At 44.1% G+C, this 20191-nt stretch carries 15 protein-coding genes; 5 read left to right on the forward strand and 10 right to left on the reverse strand.

The features are described from left to right. Positions 1 to 165 precede the first annotated feature (165 nt). From msrB to treR, 8 genes are all read right to left on the reverse strand, one after another. On the reverse strand, positions 166 to 1104 hold the full coding sequence (msrB, locus tag ODU41_RS07820) for a peptide-methionine (R)-S-oxide reductase MsrB (RefSeq protein ID WP_105134536.1): 939 nt from the start codon (positions 1102 to 1104) through the stop codon (positions 166 to 168). Positions 1105 to 1143: 39 nt separating this feature from the next. After that, a complete protein-coding gene (locus tag ODU41_RS07825; protein ID WP_105134535.1) occupies positions 1144 to 2673 on the reverse strand; it encodes an AMP-binding protein in 1530 nt (509 codons plus the stop codon). Positions 2674 to 2811: 138 nt separating this feature from the next. Then, a complete protein-coding gene (gene trxA / locus ODU41_RS07830; protein WP_012775426.1) occupies positions 2812 to 3126 on the reverse strand; it encodes a thioredoxin in 315 nt (104 codons plus the stop codon). Positions 3127 to 3497: 371 nt separating this feature from the next. Then, positions 3498 to 4151: a GNAT family N-acetyltransferase gene (locus tag ODU41_RS07835; RefSeq protein WP_044668969.1), complete on the reverse strand. Its 654-nt coding sequence runs from the start codon at positions 4149 to 4151 to the stop codon at positions 3498 to 3500. 23 nt (positions 4152 to 4174) lie between these two features. After that, positions 4175 to 6508: an endonuclease MutS2 gene (locus ODU41_RS07840; protein ID WP_398578869.1), complete on the reverse strand. Its 2334-nt coding sequence runs from the start codon at positions 6506 to 6508 to the stop codon at positions 4175 to 4177. 550 nt (positions 6509 to 7058) lie between these two features. Continuing rightward, a complete protein-coding gene (locus tag ODU41_RS07845) occupies positions 7059 to 7607 on the reverse strand; it encodes a CvpA family protein (protein WP_002935945.1) in 549 nt (182 codons plus the stop codon). After that, on the reverse strand, positions 7604 to 7915 hold the full coding sequence (locus tag ODU41_RS07850) for a hypothetical protein (protein ID WP_002935948.1): 312 nt from the start codon (positions 7913 to 7915) through the stop codon (positions 7604 to 7606). The genes ODU41_RS07845 and ODU41_RS07850 overlap by 4 nt, the downstream gene beginning before the upstream one ends. Positions 7916 to 7972: 57 nt before the next feature. Beyond that, entirely contained in the window at positions 7973 to 8686 is a 714-nt protein-coding gene (gene treR, locus ODU41_RS07855) for a trehalose operon repressor (protein WP_012774930.1), read from the reverse strand. A 234-nt stretch (positions 8687 to 8920) separates the two neighbouring features. Between treR and treP the strand changes: the two genes are divergently transcribed. Next, positions 8921 to 10915, forward strand: a complete 1995-nt coding sequence (gene treP / locus ODU41_RS07860; protein WP_398578870.1) for a PTS system trehalose-specific EIIBC component — start codon at positions 8921 to 8923, stop codon at positions 10913 to 10915. An 80-nt stretch (positions 10916 to 10995) separates the two neighbouring features. Then, entirely contained in the window at positions 10996 to 12621 is a 1626-nt protein-coding gene (gene treC / locus ODU41_RS07865; protein WP_398578871.1) for an alpha,alpha-phosphotrehalase, read from the forward strand. A 725-nt stretch (positions 12622 to 13346) separates the two neighbouring features. Here treC and ODU41_RS07870 read toward each other — a convergent pair. Further along, entirely contained in the window at positions 13347 to 14564 is a 1218-nt protein-coding gene (locus ODU41_RS07870; RefSeq protein ID WP_398578872.1) for a LysM peptidoglycan-binding domain-containing protein, read from the reverse strand. 348 nt (positions 14565 to 14912) lie between these two features. After that, on the reverse strand, positions 14913 to 15896 hold the full coding sequence (locus ODU41_RS07875; RefSeq protein WP_398578873.1) for a Gfo/Idh/MocA family protein: 984 nt from the start codon (positions 15894 to 15896) through the stop codon (positions 14913 to 14915). A gap of 84 nt (positions 15897 to 15980) precedes the next feature. On the opposite strand from ODU41_RS07875, the gene rnhC reads away from it, so the two are divergent. From rnhC to ODU41_RS07890, 3 genes are all read left to right on the forward strand, one after another. Then, a complete protein-coding gene (rnhC, locus tag ODU41_RS07880; protein ID WP_398578874.1) occupies positions 15981 to 16871 on the forward strand; it encodes a ribonuclease HIII in 891 nt (296 codons plus the stop codon). A gap of 9 nt (positions 16872 to 16880) precedes the next feature. Further along, positions 16881 to 17510 (forward strand): signal peptidase I, encoded by a 630-nt coding sequence (lepB, locus tag ODU41_RS07885; protein ID WP_011921809.1) that lies wholly within the window; start codon positions 16881 to 16883, stop codon positions 17508 to 17510. Positions 17511 to 17573: 63 nt separating this feature from the next. Continuing rightward, positions 17574 to 20063: an ATP-dependent RecD-like DNA helicase gene (locus ODU41_RS07890; RefSeq protein WP_208546085.1), complete on the forward strand. Its 2490-nt coding sequence runs from the start codon at positions 17574 to 17576 to the stop codon at positions 20061 to 20063. Positions 20064 to 20191 lie beyond the last annotated feature (128 nt).

The following is a 20191-nucleotide window of genomic DNA, read 5'->3' on the forward strand; positions in this document are numbered from 1 at the left end:
AAAAGGCGATGTTTCTAATCGCTCAAACCCGATAAAAATAGATCACCTGTCCAATTAAAATAACATCTATATATAAATTATTATATCAAAATCATCTTTTTAAACATACAATTTTAATACACAAAAAGCCTATTCTTTGCGAATAGACTTTCTGCGCTCATAAATTTATTTAAGCAACTCCAAAAACAGGCCATATCCTGCTTCTTCCATTTCCTCTCTCGGTATGAAACGAAGGGCTGCTGAGTTGATACAGTAACGTAATCCACCCTTGTCACGCGGTCCGTCATCAAAGACATGACCTAAATGAGCATGACCAGCCCGACTGCGGACTTCGATGCGGTTCATGCCGTGGGAGAGATCTTGGAAATAAGTCGCAACTTCCTTGCTGATTGGTTTGGTAAAGGAGGGCCAGCCGCAGCCTGAGTCGAATTTGTCCGTCGAGAGAAAGAGGGGCTCACCAGTCGTAATATCGACGTAGATGCCAGCTTGGTCGCTATTCCAAAACTCATTTTCGAAGGGTCTTTCCGTCGCAGCTTCTTGAGTGACTTGATACTGGAGGTCGGTCAAGCTGTCTTTTAAGACTTGCTGGTCTGGCTTTTGGTAGTCTGCAACATCAATCAGAGGGATTTTTGCCTGCCCAAGATCGATATGGCAGTAGCCTTGGGGATTTTTCTTGAGATAATCCTGATGGTAGTCTTCGGCGGGGATGTAATGCGCGAGTGGCTCCACTTCAACGGCTAGGGGGCGTCCGCCAAAGATCTGGGACTGCTCCGTCATGACCTGCTCGATGGTCGGCAAATCAGCCTCATCTGTGTAATAGATACCCGTCCGATACTGGCGCCCCTTGTCAGGCCCCTGCTGATTGACAGAGAAGGGATCAATGACGCGGAAATAGTAGAGGAGAATTTCCCGCAAATGGATACGAGTCTCATCATAGGCTAGATAGAGCGTTTCTGCGTGATCTGTTTGTTTGAGGAGTTGATAATTGGTCGTCTCCACCTGTCCATTGGCATAGCCAACACTGGTGTCAAGAATACCATCAATCTGGGAAAAGTAGCCTTCCATCCCCCAGAAACAACCGCCTGCTAGGTAAATTTCTTTCATGTGAACTCCTTCTTATCTGCAAGCGTGGTTTCGTCACCCTTACAGATTTTTTTCTTTCATTTCTGCTTCCATTTTGAGGCGTTGAACCTTCATGGTCGCAGTACGTGGAATGTCGTCATAAGCCATCAAGATGGGTTCTTTCAATAGTGGTAGATCTGCAACCATTGCCCACCAAGCTTCCCAGTTCATCCCAGCATCTTCTGCCAGAGCAATAATCGGCTGCGGTGCACCATTGACATCGCGGATAATCACGACTTCTGATAAAAAGTCCAATTTATCCAGCAATAAATCTTCCAAGGCTAGATTGCTGTCGATGTGCTCAATCAGGTCAACTTGACGGTCTTTTAGAAGAAGTGTACCCTCTGGAGTCATGCATCCGTAGTCACCACTATCCCACCAAGCACCGTACACATTTTCTTGGAAGCGGGCATCTTCTTTATAGTAGGTCACAGCACGGCCTTTTGACAGGAACTGGATATGTCCGTTTTCTCCAGCTGGGAGAGGATTCCCTTGGGCATCTGTGATGCGTGCTTCTGTGTAACCTTCCAGACCAATCCCCATATCTCGTCCGCTAACTGTTCCTAGATTTTCCAAACGATGGTAACGTAAAATCATTGGACCACATTCACTTTGACCATAAACCTGCATAAAGACTGGATGTTGCTCTTTAGAAGCCTCCAAGAAGGCGCGAAGCGTACCAATATTGATAGCATCAAAGGTTGAATGGTAATAACGAATGCTACTAAAGACCTCTGGTTGTTCCTTGGCCAATCTTGCCCATTGGACAAAGTTGTTAGGATGGGTTTCCAGAGCACTTGGACGATGAAGAGCAAGCGCCCGTTCAACATCATCTTTTCTTGCAGAAGAAAGCGGGTAGAGGGGGAATCCTAGCCCAATCGCCGACGACACGCCGATATTATAGCGTGAATGAACAGGGGAGATGTGGAAGGCCAGCAAGCCTCTCTCCGTCATCTTGTCAAAAATAGTCTGTTGCCATGCTACTCGCCAGCCCATGGTCTGTGCTGTGTGGCAGATTAGTTTTGGAACACCTGTTGTTCCTGAAGTATGGGTCATGTATTGAATGACGTCTTCTGGCAGGAGATTTTCTTCAAAAGCAACTGCTTCTTGCACTAGGACTTGGGGTAAAAATACCTTTGTAACCAGGTCAGTTCGGGTCATTCCTGCCACACGTTCTTCCGTTTCCTGGTCATAGACAATGAAAGACTTTTCCAATCGCTCCGCAAACACATCTAAATTCGAAGATGGCAAATGGTAGGAAATCATAACAGGAACTGCTCCCAAAGCTGTTGCCGCTACTGCTAACAAATAGGTGTCAAAAGCTGGGCTCTTATACAGAACCACCTTGTCCCCATAGCCAATACCTGTCGCTGCAAATTGGGCAGCTCTTCTTTGAATGGCCTCAAAAACTGTTTGATAGGTATTTTCCAATCCTAATTCAGGGAAGGAGGCGTAGGGGTGGTCAAAATAAATGGCAACATTTGGAAACTCTTGAGCTGCTGTTTTAAACTGACGATAAAGATTTAATGGTTTGTAACTAATAGTTGACATATCTAACCTTTCTAAAATGACAATGATAAGGTTATTATAACATCTTGTGCCAACCTTCACAATCTGATTTTTGAACATGCCTTCAGTTGTGAAAAAACAAGTAGCGAATCTGAGCTCACTACTTGTTTACATTTTCAATTAACCAATCTCTGCCAAGATAGCTTTGATTTGATCTTTCGTGTGGACACCAGCAACTTGTTTCACAACCTGTCCATCTTTTTTGAACAAAAGAGTTGGGATAGACATGATTCCAAACTGACGAGCTGTGTTTGGATTTTCATCAACATCCATCTTGTAAATACGCAATTCATCTTCGTCCACTTCATCTGCCAATTGCTCCAAAATTGGTGCTTGCATACGACAAGGACCACACCATGGTGCCCAAAAGTCAACAAGGACTACGCCTTCTTGTGTTTCAACTTCAAAGTTTGCATCTGTAATAACTTGAACCATAATTTTCTCCGTTTCTGTTTTTCTACTATCATTCTACACCAAAAAAAAACAGAAAGCGAATTTTTGCTACGGAAGAGAAATGAGTTAAACCTATCTATAAAAATTTCAGTTGTAAAAACAAATGGGTAAAGCCAAACTTGTCCGCAACGATACAAGCGAGAAATGAAAAATTGTTTTGCTTATCAAATCCAATTGTAACAATGAGACAAGGTGACAGAGTAGGTGCTACGGGAAAAAGAGGGGAGATAGATGTGTCGAGAAAATAGTGACTTGGAAAAACGTATTGGTCAAGCCAAACTAGACCGCAGAGGGAAGAGGGGGAAATCACGTACCTGATTTATTTACAAAAACAGAAAAAAGGTGAAAATGTTTCAACTTTTTTCTGTTAAATCCACCACATAGGTTAATTCTTGATAGACATCTTCTATATCAAAGAGATCCAAGCCAGCTTCTTCACTGACTACATAAACACCTTCTCTCAAATAGTAGGGAACTGGCTGACCTTCCATATCTGAAAAGGACAATCTACCTCGCTCTAAATCAATTCCAAAGCGGAAGGTTGGAACATCTTGTGGCGCTCCGACCACTAGATAATCCGAACAGACTACCTTACCACCCCATTTTTGATATAAATGGTTGGCTGCGTCATCCTCACGAGTAAAGATGGCTAATTTCTCTACACCTTGCTCTCTCAACTCCTGCTCTGCTTTTTCAAAAAGCGCTTGTGCAATGCCCTGCCCTTGAAAATCAGGGTGGACTGCTAGGTTAGTAAAATAAGCTGTTCGCTTACTTGGTGCGTAAATATAAGACTGGCTGCACTCTTCCGTGTAAATATCGATGTCAATTAGACCAACGATTTGCCCGTCCACTTCAGCCACCCATTCCACACGATAATCATAAACGTCTGTCATTAGTTCGGGTTTCTCTGTTTCTCTATCATCAAAGAATGGAGAGAAGAGATAGCTGAGTGCCTTACAGTAAACCCAGCCTTTTTCATCACTGGTTTGATATTTTCTGATAATCATAAGAATCTCCCATCGGTTGATTACTATTTAAACGTCACAATAGTACAGCCTGAGCCACCTGCATTTTGTGGGGCATAGCCGAACTCCTTGACTTGCTTGTTTCGGCGAAGGTACTTTGTCACCCCTTCTCGGATAACCCCTGTACCAATACCGTGGACAATGTCGACTTGTGCCAGATTGTTGAGAAGGGCTTGGTCGATAAATTCATCCAGCTCCATCATAGCCTCTTCGTAGCGTTTGCCACGGAGATCTAAGCGGGCTTTTGGTCCTCGTACATTGGCACGTTTGACTGTGTGAACCTGGCGTTTCTTAGGCTGCTCTGCCTTTTCCGCCTTGACTAACTCAAACTCATCTTTGGCCAAGGTCATCTTAATCAAGCCAACCTGAGCTTCCCAACGCCCGTCCTTGAGCTGATTGGTCAAGGTCCCACGTTGTCCATAAGCTGTAACGATAATGTCATCGCCCACCTTGGCTTCCCGCTGAATTTTGGCTTTTTTCAAGACTTTGTTCTTAGACAGATCCACCACTTCAGGCGCCAACTTTTTCAGCTCTGCCTTGGCTTCGATAATCTGGTGGGGCTTAAGACTGGCTGCAGCATGAAGATTTTTGAGAATATCCTCGCTTTCTGCCAATGCCATATCTACAATTTCCTTGGCCTCCAAACGTGCCTTGTTGAGCTCATTTTCCCGCTCACGATTGAGCTCGTCATAGAGCTTACGAAGGGCTCGATTCATCTTGTAGTTTTCTTGCTCCACATCACGAATCTTATCTAGGCGACGACGGCTTTCAACCGTTTGGCTTTCCAATTTCTCGATAATGCGGTTCACATCGCTATCTGTATCCGTCCAAGATTGGGCTGACTGGATAATAATATCAGATAGACCAAGACGGCGGGCAATTTCAAAGGCATTGGAGCGACCAGGAACACCCTGCATAAACTTATAGGTCGGACGCAAGCTATTGCTATCAAACTCCATGCTGGCATTTTCAATACCAGGGGTTTCGATCCCATAAGCCTTGAGCTCAGGGTAGTGGGTGGTTGCCATGGTCTTGATCCCCCTCAGACGAAGGTCATCCAAAATAGCCATAGCCAAAGACGCACCCTCTTGCGGATCTGTCCCAGCTCCCAACTCGTCAAATAGAATGAGAGAATCTTGATCAGCTGCTCTTAAAATCTCCACCGTGTGGGTCATGTGACTGGAGAAGGTTGATAAACTCTGCTCAATCGACTGTTCATCCCCAATATCCGCAAAAATTTCTTTGAAGATAGCTACCCGACTACCCTTATCAGCCAAGATAGGCAAACCAGACTGAGCCATCAGATGGGTCAATCCCAAGGTCTTAAGCATGATGGTCTTACCACCTGTGTTGGGACCTGTTATCACGATAGCCGTCAACTGACTACCGAAATAAAGGTCATTTGGTACAGGCTTAGCAATGAGCGGATGTCGAACGTTGAGAAGAGCAATATCCTGCTTCTCAGATAGTTTGGGTACAACTGCTTGATGTTCACGCGCAAAGAGATGCTTAGCACGGACGAAATCAATATGCCCGATAAGCCAGGCATTGTTACGAATCACGCCACTATGCGGACGGAGCATATCCGACAATTCCTGCAAGATACGGTTGAGCTCATGGCGTTCTTCTGCACGTAGGTGACTGATTTCTTCGTTCAAGGTCACCACTGCCCGCGGCTCAATATAAACGGTCGAACCCGAAGCTGAAATGTCATGGACAACCCCTGCAATCTTATTGCGATAGGTATTTTTAACAGGAAGGACATTGCGTCCATTACGGCTTGCCAAAATACTATCGGACAGCATGTCGCCCTTGGTCTTCAAAATATCCTGCATGACCTGACGAACTTGATCTTCAGCTTCACGGATTTTTCTTCGAATACGAGCCAGCTTTTCTGAGGCAAAATCCTCTACAAAACCAGCATCATTGATGGACTGGAGGGAGCCCTGTAAATGTGGAAAAAGCTCAATCTTCTCAAAGAGTTTATCCAGCTGGCTAAGACTGACATTTTCCAGATTTCCATAAAAATCCAAGAGAGATTTAGAAACTTCCAAGACCTTTTTAACAGCTAATAATTCAGCGATATTGAGGTCTGTATCCAATTCCAAACGACGCATGGCTGGACCGATGTCACTAGTAGCAGCCAGACTGAAATAAGGATTTTCCACAAAAATCTGCGCTATGTCTGTCAACTCGTCGAAGGCCTGTTGGATACGATGGACTTCCACCATGGGCTCCAACTGTCGTAATTCTTCAAAGCCCTGTTCCGTCAAGAGATAGGGCTCAATTTTTTGTCTTACCTTGTGAAATTCAAGGGTTTCAATAATTTTATTATTCATATGTTCCTACTTAGTCTTTTCCTTAGCTTTATCTCATTATCAAAACAATAAAAGATAAAAATATAGTCTTTCCCAATCTCTTACATTAAAGGTATAACAGTCAACTAATACTCAATGAAAATCAAAATCAGACTTGCTCCAAGGGTTCGGGGGAACCTTTAGAGGTTGGAAATAGGCGAACGTAGTTCGTTTCGCTCTGATGCAGATAGAACTCTGTTCCTTTTATATTTCAAGGGAGCAGGCTGAGGCTGGGCAGAAAGTCCATCCTCGCTTCTCAGAATTCGTGTCAACATCTCAGCGCAGTGGTTGATTGGCAGATTTGTTCGTGTTCCACACTCCAAATCTGACCTAATCAACTGTGCGGGGGTGGGAGTGAAACAGTCTGGGGATAGACTGTTTCAGCTCAACAACTTAAAACGAAAAATTGTTGACGAACTCTTTTAGACTGCTCGAGTTCTTTCCCACTCCCACTCATCAAATCAAGTCAACAATGTCTGATTTTGATTTTCGAAGAATATTATAAATGACGATAAAAAGGATAAGGTCTCCCTTACCCTGCTATATTACTCAACCAGAGAGATTTTAAAAAGCTACTAGTGAATGGTGTGTACTGAATCATGATGTTGGCAAGAAAACTACTGTGCAATTTATCTTGAATCATCGCTAACGGAATAGTTGATAGCAAGACCATGACAATCTGAAGAGAAATAAAAGTCACCAAGACAGCCAAGGCGCCGCTTATGAGATTGGTCGTTTTTGTATCAGGATTAAAAGCCTCTAATAGATGGACAAATATTCCTATGAAACGCACAATAGCATAAACCAAGACGTATATCAAAAGAAAGGCCAATCCCGCATAAAATACCATATCTAGGTCAAAGAGATATTTCTCATCAAAATAATAGTTGGAGCTCCCCTGAGTAGCATTGGCAAATGGCACCCAGAGATAAAGGAAGGATGCCAATTTTTTATAAGTAGCCGTTGCAACCACCAGAGCAATAATACTTCCCATGCTATAAAAGGCCTGTAGAACTAGACCACGACTGTAGCCAATGTAGAAACTCCATGCCAAAATGAGAATAATTGCTAATGAAATCATACCTTGTCCTCAAGCTCATCTAAGTCAATCAAGGTCACATTCTTTTTCAAGACCTTTTCTTTGACGCTTGCAAGTTCTTGTTCCTTTTGTTCAAATGCCATCTCGCGCGTTAGTTGAACGGATAGAGCATTGATTGCCAACAAAAGCGCGAGGGTTTCAGGGTCCGCCGTCGGCATCTTTTCTTTGATGGCTTGGTATTTTTCCTGTGCAATACGCTCAATCTCTTCCATAAATAAATTATCATGCTCAGTTGTCAAGGTTAATTGCTTCTCGCCAAATGTAAATTTATATCGATTTAAGTTTGCCATATCTTACCTCTTCTTCTATCTATTATAGCGTAAAAAAATTGATTTGGCTAATCTCTCCTATAAAGAATGCTTTCTACGAGCAAAATCTACAAAGCGGAATTTATCAATTTTATGCTTGCTTTCTGTATATTGGAATTGTTGGGTATCACCGAGATAGACACGAGATTTAATCAAGACCAAATAATCATCCTTCGATTGCATTAGCTCACGCTCTTCTCGATTGGTCGGCTCTACCGTAATCTCTTTTTGTGCATAAGCAATATCAAGGCCTAACTTATTTTCTAGGTATTCGTAGATGGATTTTTCAGCAATAGCAGTTGTCAACTCTGGCACGACATCGACAGCAAGATAATCTGTATCCACAACAGAGACCTTACCGTCAATCGAACGTGTACGGACAACTTTCCACACCTTGCTATACGGCTCAAAGCCTGTCAAGTGCGAAAGGCTACTATTAACGGTAATCATATCTAAGCTGACAACATCTGTCTTGGTAGAAAGCTGGAGAACATTTGTCAATTCCTGATAAGAAGTTAAACCTGAAACTGGGAAATTGAGAATTTCTTGCTTAAGGACCATTGAACCACGCCCTTGCACTTTTTGAATCAAACCTCCCTCAGTCAAAATCGCCAACGCCTTACGAACCGTATCACGACTAACACCATAGATTTCCTGAAGTTGCTGTTCTGTCGGTAGGGAGCTTTCTGCCGGATAAACATTTGTCCGTATTTTTTCTTTTAAGTCATTATAAATTTCTTGGTATTTTTTCATCATTTCCTCGCAAATTCATCTGTCAAATAACATACAACTATCAACATTATAACAAAATTCATTTCAAAATTAAAAAAAACTAAGCAAAAACGCTTGCATTATTTTTTGAAATCGGATACAATGATAACATAAAAGAAATTTGTCCGTACAAATTTCAAAAAAAGGACATGCTTCGAGAGATGTCTAAAAAATATAGGGTGACGGATTCCATAAGCCGTCTAGAAGGAAAAATATATGGGAAAATTTGAAAAAGAAGCCAAACAGCTCCTAGAAGCTATTGGCGGAAAAGAGAATGTCAATGCAGTAACTCACTGTGCAACGCGCATGCGCTTTGTTCTTGCAGATGAGAAAAAAGCAAACGTAAAAGTCATCGAAGATATTCCAGCAGTAAAAGGAACATTTACCAACGCTGGTCAATTCCAAGTCATCATCGGTAACGATGTACCAATCTTCTACAATGACTTTACAGCTGTGTCTGGTATCGAAGGCGTATCAAAAGAAGCTGCAAAGTCAGCCGCTAAAAGTAACCAAAATGCCATCCAACGTGTCATGACCATGCTGGCGGAAATCTTCACACCGATCATTCCTGCCCTTATCGTCGGCGGTTTGATTCTCGGTTTCCGTAACGTCTTGGAAGGTGTTCAGATGGAATGGCTTGGACAAGCTATGAAAGATGGGCAGTTGGTCTTCGATGCTGATGGTAACCCTGTATGGAACACTATCGTTCAGGTTTCTCCTTTCTGGAATGGTGTCAATCACTTCCTCTGGTTGCCAGGTGAAGCCATCTTCCACTTCTTGCCAGTAGGTATCACTTGGTCCGTATCTCGTAAAATGGGAACTTCTCAAATCCTTGGTATCGTCCTTGGTATCTGTTTGGTTTCTCCACAGTTGCTCAACGCTTATGCTGTACCTGGTACAGATGCAGCAACCATCGCCAGCGACTGGTCTTGGAACTTCGGTGCATTTAGTATTGCCCGTATCGGTTATCAAGCGCAAGTTATCCCAGCCCTCCTTGCTGGTTTGGCACTGTCTTACCTAGAAATCTTCTGGCGTAAGGTTGTTCCAGAAGTGGTCTCAATGATCTTCGTACCATTCCTATCACTTCTTCCAGCAATTATCTTGGCTCACACTGTCCTTGGTCCTATCGGTTGGACAATCGGTCAATGGTTGTCAACTGTTGTATTGGCAGGTTTGACTGGTCCATTGAAATGGCTCTTCGGTGCAGTATTCGGTGCCCTCTATGCACCATTCGTTATCACTGGTCTTCACCACATGACAAACGCCATCGATACACAATTGATTGCGGATGCTGGTGGAACTGGTCTCTGGCCAATGATTGCTCTTTCTAACATTGCTCAAGGTTCAGCAGTATTTGCCTACTTCCTCATGAACCGTCACAATGAAAAAGAAGCGCAAGTTTCACTTCCTGCAACTATTTCTGCCTACCTAGGTGTTACTGAACCAGCCCTCTTTGGTGTCAACGTAAAATACATTTACCCATTCGTAGCTGCTATGATTGGTTCAAGTATCGCAGGCTTACTCTCTGTAACTTTCAACATCCAAGCAGCTTCTATCGGTATCGGTGGTCTTCCAGGTATCTTGTCTATTAAAGCTGAATACTGGGGTGCATTCTTTATGACAATGGTTGTTGCGATTGTTGTCCCAATGATTTTGACAGCTGTTTTCAAACGTACAGGTGCATTTTCAAAAAAAGAAGAAACTGTTGAAGAAGTTGTAGTCGTAACTGAAACTGTTGTTGAAACTGGCGCTGCTATCGAATTGATTAGCCCACTTACTGGTCAAACCAAAGAATTGTCACAAGCTACTGACCCTGTATTTGCATCAGGTGTCATGGGCCAAGGTGTCCTTATTGACCCAACGGAAGGTCTTCTGGTAGCACCTGTTGACGGAGAAATTTCTGTCCTCTTCCCAACTAACCATGCTGTTGGTATCACTGCTACAAACGGAGTTGAGCTCCTTATGCACATTGGTATGGATACTGTTGGTTTGGAAGGTAAAGGCTTTACAGCCCATGTAAATCAAGGTGACAAGGTAAAAGCTGGTGATAAATTGATTAGCTTTGACATCGATGTCATTAAGGCTGCTGGTCTCATCGCTGAAACACCAGTTATCGTGACCAACCAAACTGACTTTGACACCCAAGTTATCGGAAATCTTCCTCGTGCCATCTCGCAAGGCGAAACTATTCTGACAGTTACAAAGAATTAATGTTCTAGGAGGGCGCAAGGTAACTTGCACCTCCTATCATTGCTTATGCAAGAAGGAAAAATCAAGAAAGAGAGAGCAAAATGACAATAGACAAACGAAAGGTTGTTTATCAAATCTACCCAAAATCTTACAAGGATACAACTGGAAATGGTGTAGGGGATTTACGAGGAATTATTGAAAAACTCCCATATTTAAAAGAGCTAGGTATTGATGTGATTTGGCTCAACCCTTTCTACCCAAGTCCTCAACGAGACAACGGTTATGACATTTCAGATTATACAGCCGTCAATCCTGATTTTGGGACCATGGCTGACTTTGAAGAAATGGTGGCTGTCGGCAAAGAATTGAGCATTGAATTCATGCTAGACATGGTCCTCAATCACTGCTCAACCGACCACGAATGGTTCCAAAAGGCCCTAGCCGGCGACAAATATTACCAAGATTTCTTTATCCTGCGTGACCAGCCAACTGACTGGGTGTCTAAATTTGGTGGCAATGCCTGGGCTCCTTTTGGAGATACTGGGAAATACTACCTCCATCTCTTTGACGTGACCCAAGCCGACCTCAACTGGCGAAACCCTCATGTCCGTGAAGAACTCTTCAAGGTGGTCAACTTCTGGAAGGACAAGGGTGTCAAGGGCTTCCGCTTCGACGTTATCAACCTGATCGGCAAGGATGAAGTCCTCGAAGACTGCCCAATCAACGACGGCAAGCCTGCTTACACCGACCGCCCGATTACCCACGACTACCTCAAGATGATGAACAATGCCACTTTTGGAGCAGAAAAAGGCTTCATGACCGTCGGGGAAATGTCTGCCACCACCATTGAAAACTGCATTCTCTACACGGCTCCTGAGCGGGAAGAATTGTCCATGGCCTTCAACTTCCACCACTTGAAAGTGGACTACAAGGACGGTCAAAAATGGACCATCATGGACTTTGACTTTGAAGAACTCAAACGCCTCTTCCACACTTGGGGTGAAGAAATGTCCGTTGGAAATGGCTGGAACGCCCTTTTCTACAACAACCACGACCAGCCTCGAGCCCTCAACCGATTTGTTGATGTGGAGAATTTCCGTAACGAAGGAGCGACCATGCTAGCAGCCTCTATCCACTTGTCCCGCGGTACGCCTTACATCTATATGGGCGAGGAAATCGGCATGATTGACCCTGACTACGACAGCATGGACGACTACGTAGACGTGGAGTCTATCAATGCCTACCAGATGCTCTTGGACCAAGGTCACGCACCTGAGCAGGCCTTCAAGATTATCCAGGCCAAGTCCCGTGACAATTCCCGCACCCCGATGCAATGGGATGCTTCTGACAATGCAGGCTTCTCAACAGGAACTCCTTGGCTGAAAGCTGGCAAATCCTACCAAACGATTAACGTTGAACAGGAAAAAACAGGCCCAATCTTTACCTTCTACCAAGAACTCATCCGCCTGCGGAAAGAACTCCCTCTGATTTCAGAAGGGGACTACAAGGCAGCCTACAAGGATAGCCAGAAAGTCTACGCCTTTGAACGCTTGCTAAATGGCGAAAAACTGTTGGTCCTCAACAATTTCTTTGCAGAAGAGGTTGAACTAGATTTGGCAGACGACTATGCCCACGGCCAAGTCCTCATCAGCAACTATCCTGACAACAAACTCGGTAAGAAAATTACCCTCAAGCCTTATCAAGCACTGGCAATTCAAGTTAAATAAACGATAAAACATCCGAAAATAACACTCTACGTGTCAATTTTAATTTTCCTAAAATTAGAACCCGTCTTCACAGCTCAGTATGTTACTTGTGAAGGCAAGTTCTTGGTTTAAGGTTTCTTTTAGGAATATATTTTATACTTAGTTTGCGCACAAAACAGCTATCTGGGGGGAGATAGTTGTTTCTTTTTTTATAGTCATTTGAATTAACTTTGATACATCGTCACTTTCGGCTTGCCGTACTCTACGAAAGTGACTTGTTTCGCAAGTCTTATTTCCAACCTAGGCTGGGCAAAAAGCCCAGGACCACTACTCAGAGTTCGTGTCAACATCTCAGCGCAGTGGTTGATTGGGTTTAACAGTCCAGTGGACTGTTAAAGGTTGGAGATAAGATTTGCGAAGCAAATCTCAGCAATTCGTATTTTACACTCCAAATCTGACCTTACGATCGTTGCGAACAAAGTTCGCTTTATCTCCAACCTCAAACTGTCTCCCAGACAGTTTGAGCTATGCGGGGGCGGGAGGGAAACAGTCTGGGGATAGACTGTTTCAGCTCAACAACTGGAAATAAGGACTTGTTGACGAACTCTTTTTGACCAGTCGATGTCTTTCCCACTCCCGCTACCTGCATCTCAGTTCCTTGTCTGAAAGTTAATTCATTCGACTATATTACTACATATAAAGCAATAACCGTTTCAGATAAGGCTGAAACGGTTATTTTTGTAAGTCTAATTAAAAGATACATGCACATGATCGTAGTGGTTTTCTGTAATGCTACCACGGTCTGGCATCAGATTCCATGTATAGGCTGGACCATAGATACTGTCATACGGCGCATAGAAGCGCTGTTTCCAAATGATGTAGTTGATATTTTTAGAAGCTAAGTTTGCAACTGCATAAGCCGCCACTTGATCTCCTAGAGCTGAGCTCTCAGGCACCATAAAGTCAATTGCCAATCCCTTACCATGGTCGCCAGAATCACCAGGACGGTAACCTGAGAAAGAAGTAATACCGAAGGCATTAGCTACTTCTGCGCGGAAGGCTGCTACCTGAGGTTGCAAACCGATATCATAAGCACTTGTACTTGTTGTTGTAGTGGTTGATAGGGCTGTCACTTGTGGAGTTTCAACTACAGGCTGTTCTACAGGTGCTTCTACTACAGGTGCCTCAACCACAGGTTGCTCCACCACTTCCTCCACAGGCGCTCCTACTACAGGCTGCTCTACAACTTCCTCTACAGGTGCCTCAACCACAGGTTGTTCTGCAACTTCCTCTACAGGTGCTTCTACTACAGGCTGTTCTACAACTTCCTCTACGGGTGCTTCTGCTACAGGCTGTTCTACAACTTCCTCTACAGGCACTTCTACTACAGGCTGTTCTACAACTTCCTCTACAGGTGCTTCTGCTACAGGCTGTTCTACAACTTCCTCTACAGGTGCTGAGTCGGTAACTGATGAAATTTGATCCAAGGGAACAACCGTATCCTCAACCGTTACTTGATTGGTTGTTAGGTCAACAGTTGCCTGAACGGTCTCATTTGTGTTTCCCTGAACAGGAGCTTCAATCTCAACCTGAGTCACTTGATTGTTTTGGTCAACAGTCGTCGTCAGTACCGTATCAGGGAAAATCAAGTTGACATCTGCAATTTGATTTATTTTCGCCAGCAAGTCCATATCAATATTCATAGCTAAGGCGATGGCTGATAAGGTATCTCCATACTGAACAGTATAGGTCATCTTTCCTTCTTCTTGTACAATTTCTGGGCTAATTTCAGAAACAGTACGTGGAGCCCATTCGATGGCTAAAACATTTGTCGAAATCATCCCTGTACTAAAGAGGGAAAGAGCCAATGAAGATGTGTACAACATCTTCTTATTGTTTTTCATGATGGGTGTTTTTCTCTTGCGACGCATATGTTGTGGTTTATTTGTTCTCTTACGTTTCATAATCTTATTCCTTCTTTATTTTTGAGATGGTTCTATCTTACCTAAATTAAATCTGAAAAACAAGCCTTCAACCGTTCTTTTAAATAAACTGTCTCCACTATGTAATCTTAGGACTTTTCTGTCACACAATCAATATAAATGTCATCTGACTGTCATATTATTAGATAATACTCAATGAAAATCAAAAACAGACTCGGAGACGCAGATGCAGATAGAACTAACGTTCACCAAATCAAGTCAACAACGTCTGGATTTTCGAAGACTATAAGTAAAAAATAAGAGTAAGGCAGTAATCCAACAATTGGCTACTAGCTCACTCTCATTTCTATTTTCGGATTAGTCAAGACCCTACATTTCTTCAGGATAAACCAAGCCCCATTCTTTACGGAGTTGGGTCATGATGTCCATGACATCTTGGGTGTAGGCTAGGTGCATGGTGTTTTCGATGCCTGCGACAGCTTTTTCCATATCCGCCACTTCATAAGAAAGAGCCTTGGCTGTCTCGCCCGCTTCGATTACCTCTTGACTACCGTCTTCGGTATAGGTAATGACCGCCTTCTGACCACGAGGATACTCGTAGAGCTCGATGTAGCCTTTATCGTAGGCAATAGTCCCCCGTTTTGGCTGTTTGGCATGGAGGGTCAGGGCGATAGTCGCCATTTCTCCTGCATCATTGCTGAGCAAAATCCCTACCTGCTCGTCCACACCTGTCGGAGCCAATTTAACCTGAGATAAAACCTGATTTGGCTTTTCTGTCATAAACCAACGGACAAAGGACAGAGCGTAGACACCAATATCCAAGAGGGCGCCGCCTGCCAAGTTTTTATTGAAAAAGCGGTTGGTCATGTCGTATTCCTTGTAACTACCAAAGTTCATCTGAATCATCTTCAAATCTCCCAGCTTACCACTGGCAACCACTTGGCTCAACTGACGATAGATTGGCATGTGGAAAATAGTCATGGCTTCTGCCAGGATAACCTGATTTTCTTCTGCCAGTTGAATGGCTTCTGCTAATTCTTCTGAATTAAGCGTAATAGACTTTTCACAGAGGACATGTTTCCCAGCCTTCAAGGCCTTTCTCAAATAATTGATATGGGTATTGTGAGGCGTAGAAATATAGATAATGTCTACTTCAGGATCCTCAAACACTTCATCGATTTCTCGATAAACTTTCTCGATGCCATATTTTTGCGCAAATTCCACACCCTTGTCATAGGTACGGTTGGCTACCGAATAAAGATTTCCTCCCATATCCTGCAAGGCCTGAACCAATTCGTTGGCAATGACACCTGTTCCCAGAGTCGCCCATTTATACTTCATTTGCACTTCCATAGTGTACCTCACTTTCTTCTACCATTATAGTAAATTCCACCCTTTTCTGCACACTCTAACTAGCATTTGTGTTACAATAAGAACATGAATACCGTTGTACTAAAGACCTCTGCCCAGCAAAAACAAGCCATGATGGCCCACTATGACCGCTATCGGCAGACCAGCAAAAATCCTTACATAGAAGCATTTTTCAAACTGACCGGTGCCAGCCTGTCCATCTACACTTCTGGAAAAGTCGTTTTTCAGGGGGAAATGGCAGAGCAGGAAGCAAGCCGTTGGGGCTATGAGCCAGAAAGCTCTGGACAGACGACCATACCTGGTCAAAACCTGCCCATGATTGGTACGGATGAGGTTGGAAATGGATCTTATTTTGGAGGTTTGGCAGTCGTTGCTAGTTTTGTCCGCCCAGAAGACCATGCCTTTCTCAAGTCGCTTGGTGTCGATGATTCCAAGAAAATGACAGACCAAAAAATCTGCCAAATCGCCCCTCTCTTAAAAGAGAAAATCCCCCACCAAGCTCTGCTATTGTCACCGAAAAAATACAACGAAGTCATCGAGCAAGGCTACAATGCGGTGTCTGTCAAGGTGGCCCTACACAATCAGGCTATTTTCCTACTCTTGCAAAAGGGTGTCCAGCCTGAGAAGATTGTCATTGACGCCTTCACTTCCAGTCAAAATTATCAAAAATACTTGAAGAAGGAAGCCAATCAATTTGTCAATCCCGTGACCTTGGAAGAAAAAGCTGAGGGCAGGTATCTGGCTGTGGCAGTATCTTCTATTATTGCAAGAAGTATGTTTTTAGAAAATCTTGTCCAGCTTGGTCAACTAGTTGGGATGAATCTGCCGTCTGGTGCGGGTAGTAAATCCGACCAAGTCGCAGCAAGCATCTTAAAAGACTATGGTATGGCTGGTCTCAACCAAACTGCCAAACTCCACTTTGCCAATACACAAAAAGCACAAAAATTATTGAAATGAGGAAAAAATATGGGAGCAATCCAAAAAACAAAACGCTCACCACTAGTCGCCTTCTTAGCTGAATGGGGTATCTTTTTACTATTTATGGCAGCTTTTTTTGCCAGTCGTTACTTTATCTGGAACCCTGTATCTGTCGATGGCCATTCCATGGACCCAACGCTTCAACACCAAGAAAAACTCATCATGCTCAAAACATCCTCTATCGACCGCTTTGATATTGTTGTAGCCAGTGAGACAGACAGCGACGGCAAGGAAAAACTGATTGTCAAACGTGTGATTGGCATGCCAGGTGACACCATTCGCTACGAAAACGATGTCCTCTATGTTAACGACCAAAAAGTGGATGAGCCTTACTTAGATGAATATCTCGCTGCATTCCAGAAAGATAAACTTCAAGAAGTCTATTCTTACAACAAACAATTCCAAGCTGTGGCCCAATCTGCTGAAGCTTTCACACAAGATGCCAATGGTTACGTAGACTTTACCGTGACAGTCCCAGAAGGACAATACTACCTGATGGGAGATGACCGCCTTGTCTCACTAGATAGTCGTAGTGTAGGAACATTTTCCCGTGAAAACATCAAAGGAGAAGTTGTCTTTCGCATGTGGCCTCTCAACCGTATTGGGACTGTTGATTAATACAAACAAGTTTGGAGCAATCCGTTCCAAACTTCTTTTTCATTATTATTGGAAATAAACTCTATGAACGAAGTGTATTTTACCGGCACTATTGACCGGATTATTTTTGAAAATCCTAGTAATTTTTATAAAATCCTTCTCCTTGAAATCGAGGAGACAGACGCAGACTATGATGACTACGAAATTATTGTGACCGGAACGATTGCCGATGTCATTGAAGGAGAAGACTATCGTTTCTATGGCAATCTGGTCACCCATCCCAAGTATGGTCAGCAGCTGCAAATTTCGCGTTACGAACGCAGCAAGCCTACCTCAGCTGGTCTGGTCAAGTATTTCTCCAGCGAGCATTTCAAGGGAATTGGACGCAAAACAGCTGAAAAAATCGTTGAACTCTATGGCGAAGATACCATTGATAAGATTTTAGCTGAACCTGAAAAACTAACTCAAATCACAGGTCTATCCAGCAAGAACATGCAGGCATTTGTCGAAAAACTCCGCCTCAATTATGGAACCGAGTTGATCTTGGCAAAACTAGCCGAGTATGGCATTCCCAATAAATTGGCCTTTCAAATCCAAGACCAGTATAAGGAAAAAACACTTCAGATTATTGAAGAAAATCCCTATCAACTGGTCGAAGATGTCCAAGGGCTCGGCTTTACCATTGCCGATAGGATTGCGGAAAACCTGGGAATTGCCAGCGATTCCCCCCAACGCTTTCGGGCTGGTATGCTCTTTAGCCTCATTCATCGCTCCATGGAAACAGGCGATACCTATGTGGAGGCCAGAGACTTGCTGGAAGCAACCCTTGAACTGCTGGAAAAATCCCGCCATACAGAGCTGGACCCCGCTGCTGTTGCAAAAGAATTGACGGGACTGATTGCAGACGACAAGGTACAGCAAGAAGGCACAAAGATTTTTGACAACAGCCTCTACTTTGCCGAACATGGTATCCATAAAAACCTGATCCGCCTGATGGGAAAAAATGGTTTCAAACCCTTCCCACGCGCAGACGTTGAGGCTGCCATAGCAGAGCTGGAAAGCATGTCTTCTCTCACCTACGATGACATTCAAAAAGAAGCCATCGTCCAAGCCATTACCAATCCGCTTTTCATTCTGACAGGCGGACCAGGGACTGGAAAAACAACCGTCATCAACGGCATTATCGCAGTCTATGCCATCTTGCATAAGATTGACCTAACTCGCAACCGAGAAGAATGCCCAGTCCTTCTCGCCGCTCCAACTGGACGAGCAGCCAGACGGATGAATGAATTGACAGGCCTGCCTTCTGCCACCATCCACCGACATCTGGGGCTTGTCGAAGGACAGGAAGAATCCTACCGTGATGATTATTTGGATGCCGACTTTATCATCGTGGATGAGTTTTCTATGGTCGACACTTGGTTGGCAAACCAGCTCTTCCAGAACATCTCATCTCAGACCCAAGTTCTGATTGTTGGCGATGCGGAGCAATTACCTTCTGTCAGTCCCGGTCAAGTCCTTGCTGACCTCTTGAAAATTGACAAGCTACCCAGCATCACTCTGGAACGCATCTATCGTCAATCCGATGATTCGACTATTGTTACCCTAGCCAGCCAGATTCGCCAAGGGGCTCTGCCTAGTGATTTCCGTGAGAAAAAGGCTGACCGCTCCTATTTTGAAGCGCAAAACGAACAAATTCCAGCCCTGATTGAGCGCATTGTCGGCGCAGCTATCAAGTCAGGCATTCCTGCAAACGAAGTACAAATCCTCGCTCCCATGTACCGTGGTGCTGCAGGTATTGACCAACTCAACACCATGACCCAGGCCCTGCTCAATCCACTGGAAGAGGGAGAGTTAGAATTCCTCCATAACGAGCAAGCCTTCCGCCAAGGCGACCGGGTCATTCATCTAGTCAACGACGCCGAAGCCAATGTCTTCAATGGCGACTTGGGCTACATCACCGACCTCCTGCCTGCCAAGTACACCGACTCCAAGCAGGACGAGATTACCATCAACTTCGACGGTAGCGAGGTCACCTATCCCCGTAACGAATGGTACAAGATTACCCTGGCCTATGCCATGTCCATCCACAAGTCCCAAGGCAGCGAGTTCCAGGTCGTTATCCTTCCCATCACGCGCACCAGCCACCGTATGCTCCAGCGCAATCTGGTCTACACCGCCATCACCCGCTCCAAGAGCAAGCTCATCCTCCTGGGCGAAATCTCCGCCTTCGACTACGCCGTCAAAAACGCCGGAACCGTCCGAAAAACCTATCTGGTCCCACGTTTCCAAGGGGAAATGGCAGAGCAGGATAGCAAGGAAGCTTTAGCTGAAAAAGCCGAAAGCAAAACAGCTACAACCACGCAAACCCAGCCCCCTACACAGCCAGACAGAAAAGAACAGGTTAAAGTAGTCAAAGAAAACAGCCAACAACTCTCCCTTCTTGATCAAGACCAGCCACAAAAAACAAGTCCCCAACCCACAGAATACATTTTGACTGTAGATAACCTACTAACCATCGACCCCATGATTGGCATAGAACAGGCAGATATTGAAGAATTTTTTAAAGCATAAAAACCAGCAAGTCAGTAGATTTGCTGGTTTTACTCTTTTATAATCGTTTCGTTTGCTTTTAGTACAAGTCAACGATATGCAGACTACTTCAACTGTCCAGTGGAGTGTTTAAACTCGGAAATAAGGAA

It is taken from the genome of Streptococcus sp. 2022WUSS083, assembly GCF_044427155.1.
Taxonomy (GTDB): domain Bacteria; phylum Bacillota; class Bacilli; order Lactobacillales; family Streptococcaceae; genus Streptococcus; species Streptococcus hashimotonensis.